Below are 18,699 nucleotides of genomic sequence, written 5' to 3' on the forward strand. Positions count from 1 at the left end.
CAGCCCTCATCAGGAGCCAGTATGCTCACCGCCAAAGAAATACGCCGCCGCTATCTCGACTTTTTTCACCGCCACCAGCACGAAATTGTCGCTTCCGGGCCGATCATCCCGCCCAACGACCCTTCGCTGCTCTTTGCCAACTCCGGCATGGTGCAATTCAAAAAACTCTTTCTCGGCGAGGAAAAACGCTCCTACAGCCGCGCTACCACCTGCCAGAAATGTCTGCGGGTTTCGGGCAAGCACAACGACCTTGAAAACGTCGGCCGCACAGCGCGCCACCACACGTTTTTTGAAATGCTCGGCAACTTTGCCTTTGGCGACTATTTCAAGCGCGAAGCCATCACATGGGCCTGGGATTTCGTGACCAAAGAACTGGAACTGCCCAAAGAAAAACTGTGGGTCACGGTTTTTCGCGAGGACGACGAAGCCGCCGTACTGTGGGCCGAAATTGCCGGGCTGCCCGCTGAACGCATTGTGCGCATGGGCGAAAAAGACAATTTCTGGACCATGGGTGATACCGGACCCTGCGGGCCGTGCTCCGAAATCTACGTGGACCAGGGCGCAGACATGTCCTGTGGCCCGGACTGCGGCATCGGCAACTGCGACTGCGACCGCTTCCTTGAAATATGGAACCTCGTGTTCACCCAGTTTGACCAGAGCGCCGACGGCACACGCACCCTGCTTGCCAGGCCCAACATAGACACGGGCATGGGCCTTGAACGCATGGCCGCCGTGGCCCAGGGCAAGCGCTCCAACTTTGACTGCGACCTTTTTCAGGACATTATCCAGTATGCGGCCGGGCTTGCGGGCGTAACGTACAGCTTCAGCGCCCCGGACACCAATGATGTGGATACGGCCCTGCGCGTCATTGCCGACCACAGCCGCGCCGCGGCCTTTCTTGTTGCAGGCGGTGTGCTGCCCTCCAACGAAAACCGCGGCTATGTGCTGCGCCGCCTCATCCGCCGCGCCCTGCGTTTTGCCACGCTCATGGGCGTGCACGAGCCGTTCATGCACAAGGTTGCCCGCAAGGTCACCGAAGTTATGGGCGATGCCTACCCCGAACTGGTAGAAAGCGCAGACTTCATCGACCGGGCCGTGTTTGAAGAAGAGCAGCGCTTCTCCCTCACGCTCAAGAAGGGGCTGGACCTGCTTGAAGAAGAACTGGCCGCCCTCAAGGCGCGCGGCATCACACTGATTCCCGGCGACTTCTGCTTCAAGCTGTACGACACGTACGGCTTTCCTCTGGACATCGTTACCGACGTTGCCGAAAAGCGCGGCTTTCACGCCGATGCCGAAGGCTTTGAAAAATATATGCAGGAGCAGCGCAAACGCGCCCGCGACCACCAGAAAAAAGGTGGCCTGCTGGGTCAGGGTGAAGACGGACAAAGCCCCTTCAAATCTCTGGCGGACGGCGGCGCCGAAAGCCGCTTTGTGGGCTATGAAGGTCTTACGGCCCAAAGCCCTGTGACCATTCTGCTGGACGCTGCAGGCCAGCCTGTGGACGTGCTCGGCGAAGGCGAAAGCGGCTATGCCGTGACCGAAGCCACGCCTTTTTATGGCGAAGGCGGCGGTCAGGCGGGCGATACGGGCCTCATGAGCGCGACCTCCGGCGAGGCCCGGGTGCTTACCACCCATAAGCCTGCGCCCCAGTTGCTGGTGCATGAAATCGAAGTCGTCCGGGGCGAAATACTCCAGGGCAAGGAAGTGCGCCTGGCTGTGGACCCTGACGAACGCAAGGCCACAGCCCGCAACCACACCTGCACCCACCTGCTGCACGCAGCCCTGCGCCGCGTGCTCGGTCCCCATGTCAAACAGGCCGGATCGCTGGTTGACGGCCGCCGCCTGCGCTTTGACTTTTCCCACATTGCAGCCCTCACGCCTGAAGAACTGGCCGCCGTGGAGCGGCAGGTCAATGCCGCCATTCTGGCCGACCTTGAGGTTTCCGCCAGGGAAATGCCCATGGCGGATGCCGTGGCTGCCGGGGCCATTGCCCTTTTTAACGAAAAATATGGCTCGACTGTGCGCGTGCTCACAGTCGCAGGCGCAGAAATGTGCGATCCTGAATCCGTTGAACTGTGCGGCGGCACACATTTGGCCCGCACGGGCGAAGCCGGGGCCTTCTTTATTGTGAGCGAAAGCGGCGTGGCCGCGGGCATGCGGCGCATTGAGGCCGTCACGGGCTGGAACGCTTACGGCCATGCCGTGGAGCAGCGCGCCGAACTGGGCTGCCTTGCGGCCCTGCTCAAGTCCAAGCCCGGCCAGCTTGCCGAGCGCGTGCAGACCCTGCACGGCGAAGTGAAAAAACTGCGCAAGGCGTCGGAAAAAGCGGCTGCGGCCCCTGCCTCCGGCGCAGAACTGGTCGCGCGGGCAGTTGAGGTCAACGGTGTGCGCCTGTTGGCAGCCCGGCTGGACAATGTGCCGGTCAAGGCGCTGCGTGAAGTTATGGACGATGTGCGTTCGCGGCTTTCTGAAAATGCAGTGGCCTGCCTTGCCACGGTGGAAGAAGGCAAGGTCGGCATGCTTGTTTATGTTTCCAAGGACCTGCACGGCAGATTCACGGCGCCCGCCCTTATCAAGACCGTGGCCGCGCCTTGCGGCGGCTCGGGTGGCGGCAGGCCCGACATGGCCCAGGCAGGCGGCAACCAGCCTGAAGGGCTGGCCGAGGCCTTTGCCGCGCTGAAAAAATGTATCGAACAATAAGGACTGTGTGATGATTGGCATTTCCAAGCTGTACTGTGGTCAGGTGGAGCCTTCGGACGCCCTGCGTTATGGCCGTGAGTCGGGCAAGCTGCCCTCCCACCTGCTGCAGTTTTCCAAGGACAAGAAGCCTGTGGTGGTCTGGAACATGACCCAGCGCTGCAACCTCAAATGCGTGCACTGTTATGCCCACGCCATTGAGGTGGACGGCACGGACGACATCAATACCCAGCAGGCCAAGGCCATGATCGACGATCTGACCGCCTACGGCGCTCCGGTCATGCTTTTCTCCGGCGGCGAGCCGCTGGTGCGCAAAGACCTGGTTGAACTGGCAAGCCACGCCACGTCCAAGGGCATGCGGGCCGTCATCTCCACCAACGGAACCCTGATCACCAAGGAAAAAGCGCGCGAACTCAAGGCCGTGGGCCTCTCTTACGTGGGCATCTCCCTGGACGGCATGGAAGAAATACACGACAAGTTCCGCGCCGTACCCGGCGCGTTCCGCAAGGCTCTGGAAGGCATCGCCAACTGCCAGGCCGAAGGTCTCAAGGTGGGCCTGCGCCTCACCATCAACAAGCGCAATGCCGGTGAAATTCCCGGTATTTTCCGTCTGCTCAAGGACATGGAAATTCCCCGCGCCTGTTTTTACCACCTTGTCTACTCCGGCCGAGGTTCCGAACTTATCAAGGAAGACCTGGACCACGCGGAAACCCGTCAGGTGCTGGACCTCATCATGGATGAAACCCGCGCCCTGTTTGATGCGGGCAAGGGCAAGGAAATCCTTACTGTTGATAACCACGCCGACGGTCCCTATGTGTGGATGCGCCTCAAGCGCGAAGACCCCAAACGCGCGGAAGAAGTTTTTGAGCTGCTTCAATACAATGAAGGCAACAGTTCCGGCCGGGGCATAGGCTGTATTTCCTGGGACGGAAAGGTGCATGCCGACCAGTTCTGGCGGAACCATGTGCTCGGCAATGTGCTGGAGCGCCCGTTCTCGCAGATATGGGACGATCCCTCCATCGAACTGCTGCACAAGCTCAAGGACAAGAAAGCCCACGTCAAGGGCCGCTGCGCCAAATGCCGGTTCCTGAACATCTGTGGCGGCAACTTCCGCGCCCGCGCCGAAGCCTATTATGATGACATATGGGCGCAGGATCCGGCCTGCTACCTGACTGATGAAGAAATCGGCCTGAAGTAGCTTCTTTTGTGAGGAGGCCCCTTGTTCAAAAAGGGGCCTCTTTTACATTTTCTGCCAGATTTTACAAGCGTTATTGCTATGATAGAGGCAGCCTGGCCTGAAAAACAAGGATAGAGCCATGACTCCGTTCCATCGCGGCCGCCGTCTGCGTGCCACCCCCGAACTTCGCACCCTGGTGCGCGAAACTGCGCCCCTTCTCGTGGAAGACCTTGTTCAGCCCTATTTTGTGGTTGAAACCGAAGACTCCGGTTTTCGCAAAGAAATCGGCTCCATGCCCGGCCAGTACCAGCTGAGCCTCAGCCAGCTGGAAAAACAGGTGGAGCAGGCCGTGGATACAGGCCTGCATTCGGTCATTCTTTTCGGCATTCCCGCCACCAAGGACGAAAAAGCCTGCGGCGCCTACGCCGATGATGGCATCGTGCAGGAGGCCGTACGGCTGCTCAAGCGCCGCTGGCCCAAACTTTTTGTCATGACAGACGTATGCCTGTGCGAATACATGAGCCACGGTCACTGTGGCATCCTTACGCCCGAGGGCGTGGTGCGCAACGACGCCACCCTGCCCCTGCTGGCGCAGACAGCCGTGAGCCACGCCAGGGCAGGAGCCGACATGGTGGCCCCCTCGGACATGATGGACGGACGCGTGGCCGCCATCCGCGAAGCGCTGGATCAGGCCGGTTTTTCCCGGCTGCCGCTCATGTCCTATGCGGTCAAATACGCCTCGGCCTATTACGGACCTTTCCGCGAAGCCGCCGAAAGTGCGCCTTCCAGCGGCGACCGAAAATCCTACCAGATGGACCCGGCCAACCTGCGCGAAGCCCTGCGTGAAGCCTATGCCGACCTTGAAGAAGGCGCGGACGCCCTTATCGTCAAGCCTGCCGGACCGTATGCCGACATCATCCGCCTTGTGCGCGATCATGTGGACGTGCCGCTCTGCGCCTACCAGGTCAGCGGCGAATACTCGATGATACGCGCTGCCGGGCTTAACGGCTGGATAGACGAACGGGCCGTCATGCTTGAATCCCTCATGGGGCTGAAGCGTGCCGGGGCGGACATGATCATCACCTACTTTACAGAAACCCTGCTGCGCGAAAAGCTGGCAAGGTAGGGCGGAAGCATAATGAGCAAGCACATGCACCACGCCGGAGGCCACCCGGGCGGTATGCCCGGCAGCGCGGGCAACCCCATAAGCGGTCATCCCGGCCAGGCAGAAGACGGCAAGCACCGCGGGCATCCGGGCGGGCACGGCATGAGCGCACCCCTGCGCACCCTTGAAGACGGCAGCCCCGCCTGCCGCCTCATCGCCTGGGAAGTCACGCGCTCCTGTAACCTGGCCTGCAAGCACTGCCGCGCCGAGGCCCACCCCGAACCGTACCCCGGTGAGCTGTCCACAGCCGAAGCCAAGGCCCTGATCGACACCTTCACCGAGGTGGGCAAGCCCATCATCATCTTCACCGGTGGCGATCCCATGATACGGCCCGATGTGTATGAGCTGGTGGCCTACGCCCACAGCAAGGGGCTGCCCTGCGCCTTTTCGCCCAACGGCACCCTTATCACGCCGGAAACCGCGCAAAAAATCAAAAACGCGGGCGTCAACCGCTGCTCCATCTCCATTGATGGAGCAGATGCCGCCAGCCACGACAGCTTCCGCGGTGTTCCCGGCGCGTTTGAAGCGTCCATGCGCGGCATCGAATACCTCAAGGCCGCGGGCGTGCCGTTTCAGATCAATACCACGGTCACACGCAACAACCTCACAAGTTTTAAAAAGATATTTGAGCTGTGTGAGCGTATCGGCGCGGCAGCCTGGCACATCTTTCTTCTGGTGCCCATGGGCCGGGCCGCGGGCCTGGCCGATCAGGTGATCACGGCCCAGGAATACGAAGACGTGCTCCACTGGCTGTACGACTTCCGCAAAACCACCAAAATGCACCTCAAGGCTACCTGTGCACCGCACTATTACCGCATCATGCGCCAGCGGGCCAAAGAAGAAGGCGTGAGCGTCACCCCCGAAAACTTCGGCATGGATGCCCTCACACGAGGCTGCCTCGGCGGCACGGGCTTCTGCTTTATCAGCCATGTTGGGCAGGTGCAGCCTTGCGGATATCTGGAACTTGATTGCGGCAATGTACGCCAAACGCCCTTTCCCAAAATCTGGCGCGAAAGCAAGCATTTCTTGCAGTTCCGCGACCAGTCCTGCTATTCGGGCAAATGCGGCGAGTGCGAGTATCACAAGGTCTGCGGCGGCTGCCGCGCCCGCGCCCACAGCATGGACGGCGATCATATGGGCGAGGAACCGCTGTGCACCTATATTCCGGCCAAAATGCGCAAAAAGGGCCGGGACGGCAAGTCCGGGGAGGAAAAATAATGACCACGCAAACATCTGCCGCCACCGGCAGCCCCACACAGCAAAATAACGCCGCCCTTGCCGACATGGACAGTATGGACAGGCAACTGCTGGACATCATCCAGACGGGCTTTCCCCTGTCGCCCCGCCCCTACGCCGAACTCGGCCAGCGCCTGGGCCTGGACGAGCAGGAAGTGCTCGACAGGGTGCGCGGTCTCAAGGCCCGCAAGATCATCAGGCGACTCGGGGCCAACTTTCAGTCCGCCAAGCTGGGTTTCGTGTCCACCCTGTGCGCGGCCAAGGTACCCCAGGACAAAATGGACGCCTTTGTGGCCGAAGTTAACGCCAAACCGGGCGTTACCCACAACTACCTGCGCGAGCACGACTACAATATCTGGTTTACCCTTATAAGCCCGTCGCGGGAAGAAACGCAGGCCATTCTTGACGGCATCACCCAGGCAACGGGCGTGCCCATTCTGAATCTGCCCGCCACAAAGCTGTTCAAGATCCGCGTGGATTTCCGCATGGACAATGACAGCTAGGGTATTGTAACGCTGGCGGCATGCATTTCCGGCGCCGCACCACATTCATATTGCCGGCTGGCCACGCCACTACCCTGTGTATGCGCTGATGGCGCGGAACCGCCCGTCCCCCGGCAGGGCAAGTCCAGACAAAATCACCATAAACCTGCCTGCTGCGTCCGTGTATCTCCGGCCCGCCTTTGCCACACAAAGACGGGCCGGATTTTTTATGTATCTTTTTTTCTGCACACATGCAGTATGGAAAAATACTGCAACAGTGTGGTGCTACAAAATTAAAATGCGTATTAAATATGACACATGCGATAAACATTCCCCTATACAAGAATGTTTTTCCTCATAACTATATAAAATATAACCTTAATTATTTTTTCCCTTCTCTTTTTATCATTTTTTATATAGTACTGATGGCAATAGCAACTACACAACACATCCATAACAGACAGGACACATTGCAAAAACAAAAGCAATAATCATTACCATTGCAGGAGTGTTCCCATGAATATGTCAGTCCGCTACAAGGCGTTACTGCTGATCGGTGTTACCATCATAATTGCGCTGATCAGCTATGCCATCCTGCTGCGTAACATGAATGATATGGAAGAACGCTACAGCGACAAGACACGCCTTGCTGTGGAACGGCTCATCGCCACAGAAGCTGAAAAAATCAATACCTATATGACTGTCACACAGGACGGCGCGGCGGGTATTGCCATTGCCGGCGAGGCCCTGTGGATGGTGCGGGGGCAGGATACGGCCGGGGCCGCCCAGGCCGTCAAGGATTACCTCAAGCTCAATATTGCCCGGTACCCCAAGGCCGTGGGGTGCGGCATGTGGTACGAGCCCTACGTTTTTTCTCCCGGTGAAGCCTACTTCGGCTCCTATGCCCGTTGGGAAAACGGCAAAGTGGCCCTGACCATGGAATATAACGAAGCTGACTACGACTACCACAAACAGGACTGGTACACCCAGGCTATCCCTGCCCAGTGGGACCGCAACAAACAACGCCCCGACCGGGTATACTGGTCAGCCCCGTATCTGGATGAGGCCTCAAACACGCTCATGATCACCGTGGGCGGCGTCATGTACAGCCCGCACGGGCGTATCATCGGCATGTCCACCCTGGACGTAAGCATTGAAGACCTGCGCAAGACCGTAGGCAGCATAAAAATCACTCCGGCGTCCACCGCCTTCGCCGTAGACATGCGCAGCGGCCTGATCGCCGCCTACCCCGCCGACAACGCCTTGCTGCTCAAGCCAATGGAAAAGCTGCCCTTCAGTGATGCTCAAAAACTGCTGGGTTCTGTGCCGCTCAACGGGCAAATCCGTTTTGCCGCAAGCATCAACGGGCAACCAAACACGATTTTTTACAGTGTTTCCCCTACAGGTATGGGGCTTGGCATTGCCATTCCCGATGCGGAACTTTACGCCGAAGTGCACGCACTGGCGGCGTTCAACCGCAACACCGCGCTGGGCGCGGCAGGGGCCTTGCTGATATTTTTTGTCATCATTGGCCTTGCGTTGAACAGGATCATCATCAACCCCATCCTGTCCCTGTCGGCCTTTTCACGCTCGGTGGCCGAGGGCAGGCTTGATACACCCGTGGCCGAAAACTATAAAAGTGAATTCGCCGTGCTGCGCAACGCCATGGTCGCCATGCTGGATACCCTGAAAAACAAGATGCAGGAGGCGGAACGCCGCACTGAAGAGGCACGCGTCAACGCCCAGAATGCCGAAGCCTCACGCCACGCGGCGGAAGAAGCCACTGCACAGGCGCAAAAAGCCCGCAGCGAAGGCATGCGGCAAGCCGCGGGCAGCCTGCGCACCGTGGTGGCCGTGACGGAAAGCGCCTCCGCGGAGCTTGCGCAAAAAGTCAATGCCTCCAGCCAGCGGGCTGAAAGCCAGTCCCGCCGCGTGGCAGAAACAGCTACCGCCATGGAACAGCTGAGTGCCGCCGTACTGGAAATCTCGCATAATTCTGGTACGGCAGCCAACCTTTCAGAAGAATCCCGCGCGGCAGCCGAACAGGGTACGGAACGGGTCTACCGTGTTCTGCGTGACGTAACCACGGTGCATCGCGACTTTCAGTCCGCCTACGGCTCCGTTGACGACCTGAGCGGCAAGGCCAATGCCATCGGAACCATCGCCCGCACCATTGAAGACATTGCGGACCAGACCAACCTGCTTGCCCTCAATGCCGCCATTGAAGCCGCCCGCGCCGGAGACGCCGGACGCGGCTTTGCTGTGGTAGCCGACGAAGTGCGCAAACTGGCAGAAAAAACCATGACGGCCACCAAGGAAGTGGGGCAGTCCATCACAGACATCCAGCAGGCTGCCGGAAGCACCCTGGTCAGCATGGACAATACAAAAAATCTTCTGGGTCAGGCCATGCAGGATGTGCAGGGGGCAGAAGACATATTGCGCCGCATCTCGGCCCTGATTATGGATTCCACCGACCAGATCCGCGCCATCGCCACAGCTGCCGAGCAGCAGTCTGCCGCCACGGAAGAGGTCAATGCCTCCATCGTGGACATCAACCGCATTTCTGAAGAAACAGCGACTGCCATGCAGGAGGCCACCGCCGCTGTGGACGAACTGGGCAGACAGACCGCCGCGCTCCACAACCTGACCGACCAGCTGGAACGGAGTTAAAGAATCGTAGCGGAGATCGTCCTGTGCAGGGGCTGTTTCTAAACCGGATTTGTGCCACAGGCAGAAAAATTTTTTGGTCTGGCCGCTGGCAACATGTTTTTAGAAACTGCCCCTGCTCCGCTTTGCCCATACATGCGCAATCTCTTGCCATGACGGGGCAACTTTAGTACACAGGCCAGAAGTATTTTAGTAAAATTCTAAACTTTTTCTTCACATGTCTGCCTGGCCCGCAATCCAGATCGGCCCGCGCGGTCTGCCCTGCCTTTCGCCAGGCTTAGCCCAAGGATGCCCCATGCCCAGCCGTTACCGCCACAAGAGGTTCAGCTTCCTCAATGTGTTTGCGTATCCTTTCCTGTTTTTGCTGCTGGCCTGCCTGCTGCGTCCCGGCCCCGGACAGGCCGCCCCCCCCATTCCGGAACACGGTTTTCTGGAAACCAGTTCCGCCATTCTGTACGATCTGGACCACGATGCCATTCTTTTTGAGCAAAACGCCGACCAGCGCATTGCCCCGGCATCACTGACCAAGGTCCTTTCAATGTTTCTGGCCCTGGACAGCGTGGATCAGGGCAAGCTGAGCCTGGACAATACCGTAACGGTCAGCCGTGCCGCCGCAGGAACCGGCGGTTCACGCATGGGCCTGCGGGAAAATGACGTGGTGAGCCTTGAACAGCTGCTCATGGGCATGGCTGTGTCTTCGGGCAATGATGCCAGCATGGCTGTGGCGGAATGTGTGGGCGGTTCGACTCCGGCTTTTGTAGCCATGATGAATGCCAAAGCGCAGGCCCTGGGCATGCGCGACAGCCAGTTCCGCAATCCCCACGGGTTGCCCGCCAAAGGCCAGTACACCACGGCCCGCGACATGCTCACCCTGGCACGGGCCTATCTGCAGGCCCATCCCCAGGCCCTGCGTTTTCACAACACCCACACCATCAGCCATAAAGGGCGCGTCACCTGGAACAAGAACCCCCTGCTGGGCCAGTACCCCGGCGCGGACGGGCTTAAAACAGGCTGGGTCAACGCCTCGGGCTACAATCTTATCTTCACGGCCAGCCAGGGGCCCAGACGCCTGCTGGCCGTCATTCTGGGCGCGCCCGACTCGCGCACGCGCGGGGTTGAGGCGTTTCGCCTGCTGGATGCCGGATTTCAGGTATGCGGCAACAATGCCGCATCGGTGGTGGCAGCCCTGGATTGCCTGCCCCCGGAACGCTATAACCCCGACATGCGCAAGACAGCCCGCGAGGCCCGGCGTATGTATGCAGGCAGCGATGCCGCACCTCGCAAAAACGTGAGCAAGGCCAAGGCCGGCAAGGCCCCTCAGGCCAAGCAGACGGCAAAAGCAAAGCCCAAAAAGAAAGAGGCCCACAAGGCCGCGCGACAAAAGCGCGATTCCGGCCAGGCAGCCAGATCCGGCTCTGGACGGGCGGGCTAGGCGCCTTAAAGGACTGTGTATCTGCCAGGTCGCTGCACGGCTGGCGGCGGCAACTCCCCCGGGCTGGCAAAATATTGCTCCCCCGCAGAGGCTGCCGCACAAAAAACCTGTTGTACGTGGTCATGTCGCAGCATCCCACATCTGCGCATATGCGAACAAAAAACTTCCGCCGGACAAGATCTGTCCGGCGGAAGTTTAAATTTCAGGCACAACATTTTACAGTACGGCTAGAGTCTTTCAAGTATGAAATGCTCTACAGGGATTTGTCTCCAACTCCTTGTCGCCAAATGATTGCAGGGCGGCTTTGCCGATCGTCAAGCAACCATTTGAAGCGTTAATTGCTCTGGGCGGGGCGTGAGCCGGACCGGAATTCAGGCCAGATCAAAACGGAAGCCCGGCGGGTAAAACGCAACAGGGACCAACGCAGGCCAGGCGGACAAAAAACCGGCCTGCTCAGGCCATGCCGCCCTGCCCCCGGTCCAGAACCCGCAGGGATACGGCCTCGGCAAGGTGCGCGGCATCAATGCTTTTTGCGCCAGCCAGATCGGCAATGGTGCGCGCCATGCGCAACACCCGCGCACAGGCGCGTGCCGACAGGGCAAGGCGGTTCACCGCCGCCTCCATAAGGTCATGCCCCGGGGCGTCAAGGCCGCAGTGGGCGTCAAGCAGCGCGCCGGAAAGTTCCGCATTGCAGCGCGGCCCGCCCGCACCATAACGGCGCTTCTGCACGGCCCGGGCAGCCAGCACCCGTTCCCGCATGGCCGCCGAACCGGCCCCGGCCCTGCTCTGGCGCAAATCAGCATAGGGCACGGCGGGAACCTCCACATGCACATCAATACGGTCCAGCATGGGGCCGGATATTCTGGCCTGATACCGCGCCCGCTGGTCCGGGCGGCAAACGCAATCATGCGTCGGGTCGCCGTAATAGCCGCAGGGGCAAGGATTCATGGCCGCCACAAGCATGCAGGCAGCGGGAAAAACCACGCTGTGCGAAGCACGCGCTATATGCACCGTGCCGCCCTCCAGAGGCTGGCGCAGTGATTCCAGCGCACTCTTCTGAAATTCAGGCAGCTCATCAAGAAAAAGCACCCCCCGATGGGCAAGGCTCACTTCGCCCGGGCGGGGCCAGGCCCCGCCGCCCACAAGGGCCACGTCCGAAATGGTGTGATGCGGCGCTCGAAAAGGCCTTTGGCGCACAAGCCCCCCGTGGCCGGGCAGCTTGTTTGCCACGCTGTAAATCTTGGTGACTTCCAGAGCTTCTTCAAAATCAAGGGGAGGAAGGATGGTAGGCAGGCGCTGGGCAAGCATGGTCTTGCCGCTGCCCGGAGGCCCCAGCAAAAGCACGTTATGGCCTCCGGCCGCCGCGATCTCAAGGGCACGCTTGGCAGCCTCCTGCCCTTTGACCTCCGCAAAGTCCAGGGTATGTTCCGCTGGCGGCAGACCCGCCTCTTCCGGTTCCGCTACCGGCTCAAGAGGCTCCGCGCCTGCCAGAAAGGCGGCGCACTGCGCAATATTACGGGGGGTATACACAGGCAGGCCGCGTACCACGGCAGCCTCGGCCCCGTTGCCCGGCGGCACGATAATGCCAGCCGCGCCGCGCTGCCGCGCCAGCAGCGCCAGAGGCAGAATACCGCTGACCGGGCGCAGATCGCCGCAAAGCGAAAGCTCGCCGGCCATGAAAAAACGCTGCAAACCTTCGGCGGGAATGCCGCCGGAAGCGGCCAGAAGCCCCATTGCCAGCGGCAGGTCATAGCTGGCCCCGCTCTTGCGCCGCCATGCAGGGGCAAGATTGACGGTTACCCGCGCCGGGGGCAGCTTGAAGTTTGCCGCCCGCAAGGCAGCAAAAACGCGGTCCTTGGCCTCGCGCACGGCGGTTTCCGCCAGGCCCACCATAGTGAAGCCCGGAAGCCCTTGGCGCACATAGTCCACTTCCAGTTCTACGGGATAGGCATCAACGCCTTCAACGCCGCCGCTGTTCAGCCGGACCACCACAGGGCCTCCTTGCCACGCTTGAGCCGCAGGGCGGCTATTCCACTTTTTTGCCCATGCGGTTCCAGCGCATGTCGTCAAGCCCGCCCCAGGACCAGTAGATGCGCCATGCCTTGGCCCGTATGGCGCTGCGGTCCACAAAACCCCAGAAGCGCGAATCCAGCGAGTTGTCGCGGTTGTCGCCCATGACGAAGTACTTGCCTTCAGGAACCGTCACCGGTCCGAAATTGTCGCGTACAGGCTCCACACGATCAGGCTGCGTAAAACGCGTGTAGCTTTCCTTGACAGCTTCGCCATTGCGGTACAGCTGCTTGCCGCGCACTTCGATGATATCGCCGGGAACACCCACAATGCGCTTGATATAGTCCACACTGGGATCATTGGGATATTCAAAGATGATGATTTCGCCGCGCTGCGGGTCGTCACCCCTGTAAATATAGTGATTGGTAAAGGGAACCTTGATGCCATAGGCGAACTTGCTTGCCAGCAGGTGATCGCCCACCAGCAGGGTTTGCAGCATGGATTCAGACGGTATTTTAAAAGCCTGTACTACAAAGGTACGGATAACCAGGGCAAGCAGCAGGGCCACAAGCAGGGCCTCGCCATATTCGCGCCAAAGGGGCTTCTTGGGGCGCGACGATCTCAAAAGCGTGGTCATGAGGTGCTGTTCCTTGTTGAGGGCATTTTACCTTGAAACGCCTGCCGGGGGCAGCGTATTACTGCTGTTTTCAGCCCGCGCGCCACTCTCCTGGACGCTGCACTGTGCGGATACCGCCAGTTCTGGCAGGTCTGGCGGTCCGTCATGGCTGAGGTGCGCCTTCCGGAAAATACCCACAGGTACCCGGTGTGGCGACAGCCCGTAAGGCCGCCCCGAAGCTGCCTTGGCCCGGTGATGCGCGGTTGCAAAGTATGCACTGATGCGCGCCCAAAGGCAAGGTACACATGCTGGCCCCCAGTACGTTCCCACAGGCGAATCACACAGGTCACGCTCATAAAGCAGGCCAGGCAGGCGGACAAACAAACAGCCCCGGCGCCTGTGTCACAGGCGCCGGGGCAATACTGCCGGCAGTTCCGGTAACTGGTCCCTACGGCAAGCGCAAGGCAAAGTTGATGATGAAGCACAGCGCAATGCAGAGCATGACCAGGTTCAGGTCCTTGAAGCGTCCGGCCAGGGCCTTGATGCCCACCCAGCTCACAAAGCCAAAACCAAAGCCGGTAGCAATGTTGAAGGTCAGCGGCATGCTGATGATGGTCAAAAACGCGGGCAGCGCCACGGTAAAGTCCTTGAAGCAGATACGCCCCACTTCCTGCATCATCATGGCACCCACGATGATAAGCACCGGCGCGGTGGCGTAGGCGGGAACCATGCCCACCAGAGGCGAGAAAAAGAGCGCCAGAAAAAACAGTACGGCAATGGTCACGGCGGTAAGCCCCGTGCGGCCACCCTCTGCAACACCGGCGGCGCTTTCGAGGTAGCTCGTGGCCGTGGTGGCGCCCATGACGGCGCTGGCCATGGTAGCCATAGAGTCGGTAATAAGGGCCTTGTCGAGGTTTTCGATATGGCCGTCTTCGCGGATGAACCCGGCCTTCTGCGAAAGCCCGATGAGTACGCCCATATTGTCGAAAAGGTCCACCATCGTCAGGGTAAAGATAATGGAAATAAGCCCGTGATGCAGCGCACCCTTGATGTCCATCTGCATGAAGGTTTCAGTGGGCATGGGCAGGCTGGTAGAAAATATGGGCCCTTTGGGCAGGGGCGACACGCCAAGGGCTATGCCGGCCACCGTGATGACCAGAATGCCTATGATCATGGCTCCGCGCACGCGCAGGGCCAGCAGGCCGCCAATAAGAAAGATGCCCACAATGGAAAGCAGGGTTCCGGGATTGCCCAGATTGCCCAGCGTCACAAAGGTGGCGGGGTCAGCCGCCACAATGCCGCAGCTTTTCATGCCGATAAAGGCGATAAAAGCCCCGATACCCACCACAATGGCGTATTTGAGATCCATAGGCACGGCATTGATGATGAGCTGGCGTATGCGTGTGACCGTGAGCAGCAGAAAAACCACACCGGAAATAAACACGGCTCCCAGCCCCGTCTGCCAGGAATATCCGGCCGGGCCACACACATAGTAGGCGAAAAATGCCGTGATACCGAGTCCCGGAGCCACCCCCACAGGAAATCTGGCCCACAGGCCCATAACCAGGGTGGCGATAATGGTCACCCATATGGTGGAAGCCACGGCGGAATCTTTGGGCATGCCCGCGTCAGCCAGCATGCCGGGAACCACAAAAATAAGGTAGCACATGGCCATGAAGCTGGTGAGTCCTGCCAGCATTTCCCTTTTGACCGTGCTGCCCCTTGCAGCGGGATTAAACAGTTTTTCCAGCACACTCATGGCGTTTCCTCCTTATGTGCGACGCCGACCGGGGCATGGGACACCCAGACCATCCCTGCCCGTAAAACAAACGCGATACATACCCGATATACCCGGCGCTGTCCGGCCGGTCGCAATGCCCTGATGCCAAACGTCTGCCGCCACTTTTCGGGCGGCAGCCCGGAAAAAGATACCGGCATGCCCGGTTCGTCCGGCAGCGCGGATATGAAGCGGAAAGTGGGCCGCAGATAATGCCCGCCCTCTTGATGAAGGCGGCAGCATGCCACAGAGCGCAGGCCATGTCCATATAAGCCAGAGCACGAATCGCCCGAAAAAACAATCCCCGGCAGCCGTTGCTGCCGGGGCATCATTAGTGAAAAACATACATTATCAGGCGCAACGCCCGCCCCCTTGGTGAAGGCGGCAGCGCGGCCTACCGGCCCACGCCAACACCTACCTGCGCCTGCCCCTTGGGCTGCACACGCACGCCCTGCCCGCAGCCGCTCAAGGCCGATCCGGCCAGCAGGCACAGCAAGACAAGGCAGCAGAGGCCGCGGCGTTTCGTGATCAGGCGTAACAGGTTAGCCACGGGGCCGCTCCTGCAGGATGCGTCCGCCCTCGGGCACATCCTGGGTAATCCACACATTACCACCGATAATGGCCCCTTTGCCGATGGTCACGCGACCAAGAATGGTGGCTCCGGCGTACACCGTGACATTATCACAAAGAATGGGGTGCCTTGGTATGCCCTTGGTGAGCGTGCCGTCCGGATTCTTGGGAAAGGACAAGGCCCCAAGAGTCACACCCTGGTAAAGACGGCAGTTGCGCCCGATAATGCAGGTTTCGCCAATGACCACGCCAGTGCCGTGGTCAATAAAAAATTCTTCACCGATGCTCGCACCGGGGTGCAGGTCAATGCCTGTGGCCGAATGCGACATTTCAGAAATGATGCGCGGTATCACCGGCACGTTGAGTTTGTACAGCTCGTGGGCGATGCGGTGATGCAGCATGGCCTGCATGGAAGGATAGCAGAATATGGTCTCGCCAGGGCTTGTGGCCGCGGGGTCGCCCTCGTAGGCGGCTTTGGCGTCGCCCGCCAGCAGACGCCTGATCTCCGGCAGGCTGTCCATAAAAGCGATGGCGGCTTTTTCGCCGTCTGTCTCGCAGGACGTGCAGGGATTGCCCTCACCCTCGCAGCCAAAGCAGAAGCCCCGCACGATCTGTTCACACAGCATGCGGTAAATGGTGTCGAGATTGGCCGACAGGTGATAACGCATGGACTCGCGCCATACCCGTGCGGGGCCGAAATAACCGGGAAAAATGGCCGCCCGCAGCCTGTCCATCACTTCCGAAAGATCTTTCAGCGACGGCATGGCCGCGCCCGCTGCTGGACGATGCCACACCGCGTCAAGAGAAGACGGATGGCAGAGCCGCTCGACCACGCTGTCAAGCAGGGGCATGGCCGTGGCCTTGAGGTCGCGCAATTCACTCATAGCAATATCCTGTGTTTTTTCTCTTGTACACGTTCACGCCCGCCGCCGCAATACAGGCAGCGCTTTGCCCGCGGTGAAAGGGCAAAATCACTACCGGCAAAAAATATCTAAGGCTTGTGGTTTTATATCCGATAAGAATAGTGCGGGCGGATTTTCCCGCAAAGGAGCATGCCATGAATGACGTACAAATGGGCATGAGCGTGAGCATAAGCCGGGAGGCTCTGGATTTTCAGGCAAGCATGGCTGCCGCCGTTATCAACGGCAGCATCAGCAAAGGCCAGGAAATGCAGGCGCTCATGGATAAAAATGCCGGTCTGGCAGCGCAGGGCATCGGCAACAGGCTTAATATCGAAGTATAACGTCCGGCCCTGCCGGAGCAGTGGGACGCTACTGCTGCCCCGAGCAAGGCTGCAATGTGCACTGCCAGGCGTGCCGGGCTATCCCATACGGGTTCTGCAAAAAATTGCGCGGCACAATCTGCGCCATACCGGCCATTGCCGTATTGCAGCGTTCCGGCAAAACGCTTTTGCAAAAGAGGCTCCTTTTTCAGAAGCGGAGCCTCTTTTGCATAAGCATTCGCCACACGGTCCCTGACAGGTAGATGCATATAAAAAGCCGTGTTTTTGAGGGGCACTCCGCCCCATCGCCGCCACCGCAATCCCCGGCGCTAGCTGTCACGCGGTAAGGGTTGCGCGAAGCGTCGTGTGCGGCCCCCAAAGCGTTTTGCGGCAGGGCTGCCCTGCCACAGCATGACGGCGCGTTGACAATTTACGGTCTTGGAGTAAGCCTGTAGGCCAGCCGCTCGGCATTTTTGCGGGCTTTTGCCCTGCCCTGCGCCCACTCCGCCCCCAAGAGGTACTGTTGTGAAAATTCTTGTTACTCCCCGTTCTTTTGGCAAAACCAATCCCGAACTGTTTGACCGCCTGACGCAGGCCGGTCTTGAAGTAGTGCGCAACGATACTGGCGGCATTCTTTCTGCCGACCAGATGCGTGAAAAACTGGCCGGATGCCAGGGCGTCATCCTGGGGGTAGACCCTATGAGCGCCGATGTGCTGGCCGCCGCGCCGGAGCTTCGGGCCATCGCCAAGTACGGCGTGGGCCTGGATAATATTGACCTTGAGGCCTGCAAGCAGCGCGGCATTGCCGTATCGCGCACCGTAGGGGCCAACAGCAATGCTGTGGCCGACTATGCGCTGACCCTCATGCTTATGGTAGCGCGCAAGGCCGGGCTTATTGACCGCCGCTGCCGTGAAAAGGACTGGGGCAAAATCACCAGTATTGACCTGTATGGCAAAACCCTGGGCATCGTAGGCCTTGGAGCCATCGGCCGCTGCGTTGTCAAACGGGCGCAGGGCTTCGGCATGAAAATTCTCGGCCATGACATCGCATGGGACGAAGCCTGGGCCAGTGCCGAAGGCGTTGAGCGCGCAGACATGGACCGCATCTGCCGCGAAGCAGATTTTATTACCCTGCATACAGTGCTGACGGACGAAACCCGCAACTGCATCAGTGCCGGGCGGATAGCCATGATGAAAAAAACCGCGGTTATCATCAATACCGCTCGCGGCGGCCTTATTGATGAAACGGCCCTGCTGACCGCCCTGCAGGAAGGCCGCATCTATGGCGCGGGCCTTGATGTTTTTGAGCAGGACCCCCCGGCGGACCCGGCCTGGTATGCGCTGGACAATCTGGTCATGGGGTCCCATTGCTCTTCTTCCACTGCCGGAGCCACAGAGACCATGGGGCGTATGGCCGTGGACAACCTGCTCCGCGACCTTGGCCTGAGCCGTTAGCGTTATGGGCGCCTGAAATATTTTGTGGGGGGAGGGGCATCTTTATAAAAGGTCCCTCCCCCTAAAACGTTTATTCCTGTTTCCATCTGTTGCAGCAATGGCGCTGCCCTGCGCCGTGGCCGACAACGGGCCGCACTCTTTTGCGAGTACGGCCCGTTGTGCATGGCGGGTACGCTATCGCCCATGTGCATAT

The 18,699-nt window shown here is 59.7% G+C and carries 14 protein-coding genes; 9 read left to right on the top strand and 5 right to left on the bottom strand.

The genetic code is table 11. From position 1 onward, the window contains the following. Positions 1-21 precede the first annotated feature (21 nt). The 7 genes from alaS (at position 22) to ACZ495_RS10485 (ending at position 10,856) form a co-directional block, all read left to right on the top strand. A complete protein-coding gene (gene alaS, locus ACZ495_RS10455; protein WP_072311398.1) occupies positions 22-2,700 on the top strand; it encodes an alanine--tRNA ligase in 2,679 nt (892 codons plus the stop codon). Positions 2,701-2,710: 10 nt separating this feature from the next. Continuing rightward, positions 2,711-3,895: a 12,18-didecarboxysiroheme deacetylase gene (gene ahbC, locus ACZ495_RS10460; protein WP_464262233.1), complete on the top strand. Its 1,185-nt coding sequence runs from the start codon at positions 2,711-2,713 to the stop codon at positions 3,893-3,895. Positions 3,896-4,013: 118 nt separating this feature from the next. Next, complete coding sequence (gene hemB, locus ACZ495_RS10465) at positions 4,014-5,000, top strand: porphobilinogen synthase (protein WP_464262234.1); 987 nt, start codon at positions 4,014-4,016, stop codon at positions 4,998-5,000. A gap of 12 nt (positions 5,001-5,012) precedes the next feature. Further along, on the top strand, positions 5,013-6,257 hold the full coding sequence (gene ahbD, locus ACZ495_RS10470) for a heme b synthase (protein WP_012623932.1): 1,245 nt from the start codon (positions 5,013-5,015) through the stop codon (positions 6,255-6,257). Next, positions 6,257-6,778, top strand: coding sequence for a siroheme decarboxylase subunit alpha (gene ahbA, locus ACZ495_RS10475; RefSeq protein ID WP_012623931.1), 522 nt, complete (start codon positions 6,257-6,259; stop codon positions 6,776-6,778). Before ahbD ends, ahbA begins: the two co-directional genes overlap by 1 nt. Before the next feature lie 495 nt (positions 6,779-7,273). Beyond that, positions 7,274-9,427, top strand: coding sequence for a methyl-accepting chemotaxis protein (locus ACZ495_RS10480; RefSeq protein WP_464262235.1), 2,154 nt, complete (start codon positions 7,274-7,276; stop codon positions 9,425-9,427). A 292-nt stretch (positions 9,428-9,719) separates the two neighbouring features. Continuing rightward, positions 9,720-10,856, top strand: a complete 1,137-nt coding sequence (locus ACZ495_RS10485) for a D-alanyl-D-alanine carboxypeptidase family protein (RefSeq protein WP_012623929.1) — start codon at positions 9,720-9,722, stop codon at positions 10,854-10,856. A gap of 453 nt (positions 10,857-11,309) precedes the next feature. On the opposite strand, the gene ACZ495_RS10490 is transcribed toward ACZ495_RS10485, so the two are convergent. The 5 genes from ACZ495_RS10490 to epsC form a co-directional block, all read right to left on the bottom strand. Next, complete coding sequence (locus tag ACZ495_RS10490) at positions 11,310-12,848, bottom strand: YifB family Mg chelatase-like AAA ATPase (RefSeq protein WP_464262236.1); 1,539 nt, start codon at positions 12,846-12,848, stop codon at positions 11,310-11,312. A 34-nt stretch (positions 12,849-12,882) separates the two neighbouring features. Next, positions 12,883-13,503 carry a signal peptidase I gene (lepB, locus tag ACZ495_RS10495; RefSeq protein ID WP_012623927.1) on the bottom strand — a complete coding sequence of 207 codons (621 nt, stop codon included), beginning with the start codon at positions 13,501-13,503 and terminating at the stop codon, positions 12,883-12,885. A gap of 427 nt (positions 13,504-13,930) precedes the next feature. After that, positions 13,931-15,241 (bottom strand): NCS2 family permease, encoded by a 1,311-nt coding sequence (locus ACZ495_RS10500; protein ID WP_012623926.1) that lies wholly within the window; start codon positions 15,239-15,241, stop codon positions 13,931-13,933. A 412-nt stretch (positions 15,242-15,653) separates the two neighbouring features. Next, positions 15,654-15,809 (bottom strand): hypothetical protein, encoded by a 156-nt coding sequence (locus ACZ495_RS10505; RefSeq protein WP_157735204.1) that lies wholly within the window; start codon positions 15,807-15,809, stop codon positions 15,654-15,656. Continuing rightward, entirely contained in the window at positions 15,802-16,713 is a 912-nt protein-coding gene (gene epsC, locus ACZ495_RS10510) for a serine O-acetyltransferase EpsC (RefSeq protein ID WP_072311392.1), read from the bottom strand. Before epsC ends, ACZ495_RS10505 begins: the two co-directional genes overlap by 8 nt. A 173-nt stretch (positions 16,714-16,886) precedes the next feature. On the opposite strand from epsC, the gene ACZ495_RS10515 reads away from it, so the two are divergent. Together ACZ495_RS10515 and ACZ495_RS10520 are read left to right on the top strand one after the other, a co-directional pair. Continuing rightward, positions 16,887-17,072 carry a hypothetical protein gene (locus ACZ495_RS10515; RefSeq protein WP_012623923.1) on the top strand — a complete coding sequence of 62 codons (186 nt, stop codon included), beginning with the start codon at positions 16,887-16,889 and terminating at the stop codon, positions 17,070-17,072. A 504-nt stretch (positions 17,073-17,576) separates the two neighbouring features. Then, positions 17,577-18,506 carry a phosphoglycerate dehydrogenase gene (locus tag ACZ495_RS10520; RefSeq protein ID WP_464262237.1) on the top strand — a complete coding sequence of 310 codons (930 nt, stop codon included), beginning with the start codon at positions 17,577-17,579 and terminating at the stop codon, positions 18,504-18,506. Positions 18,507-18,699: the final 193 nt, after the last annotated feature.

The organism is Desulfovibrio sp. GTC20076 (assembly GCF_055385905.1).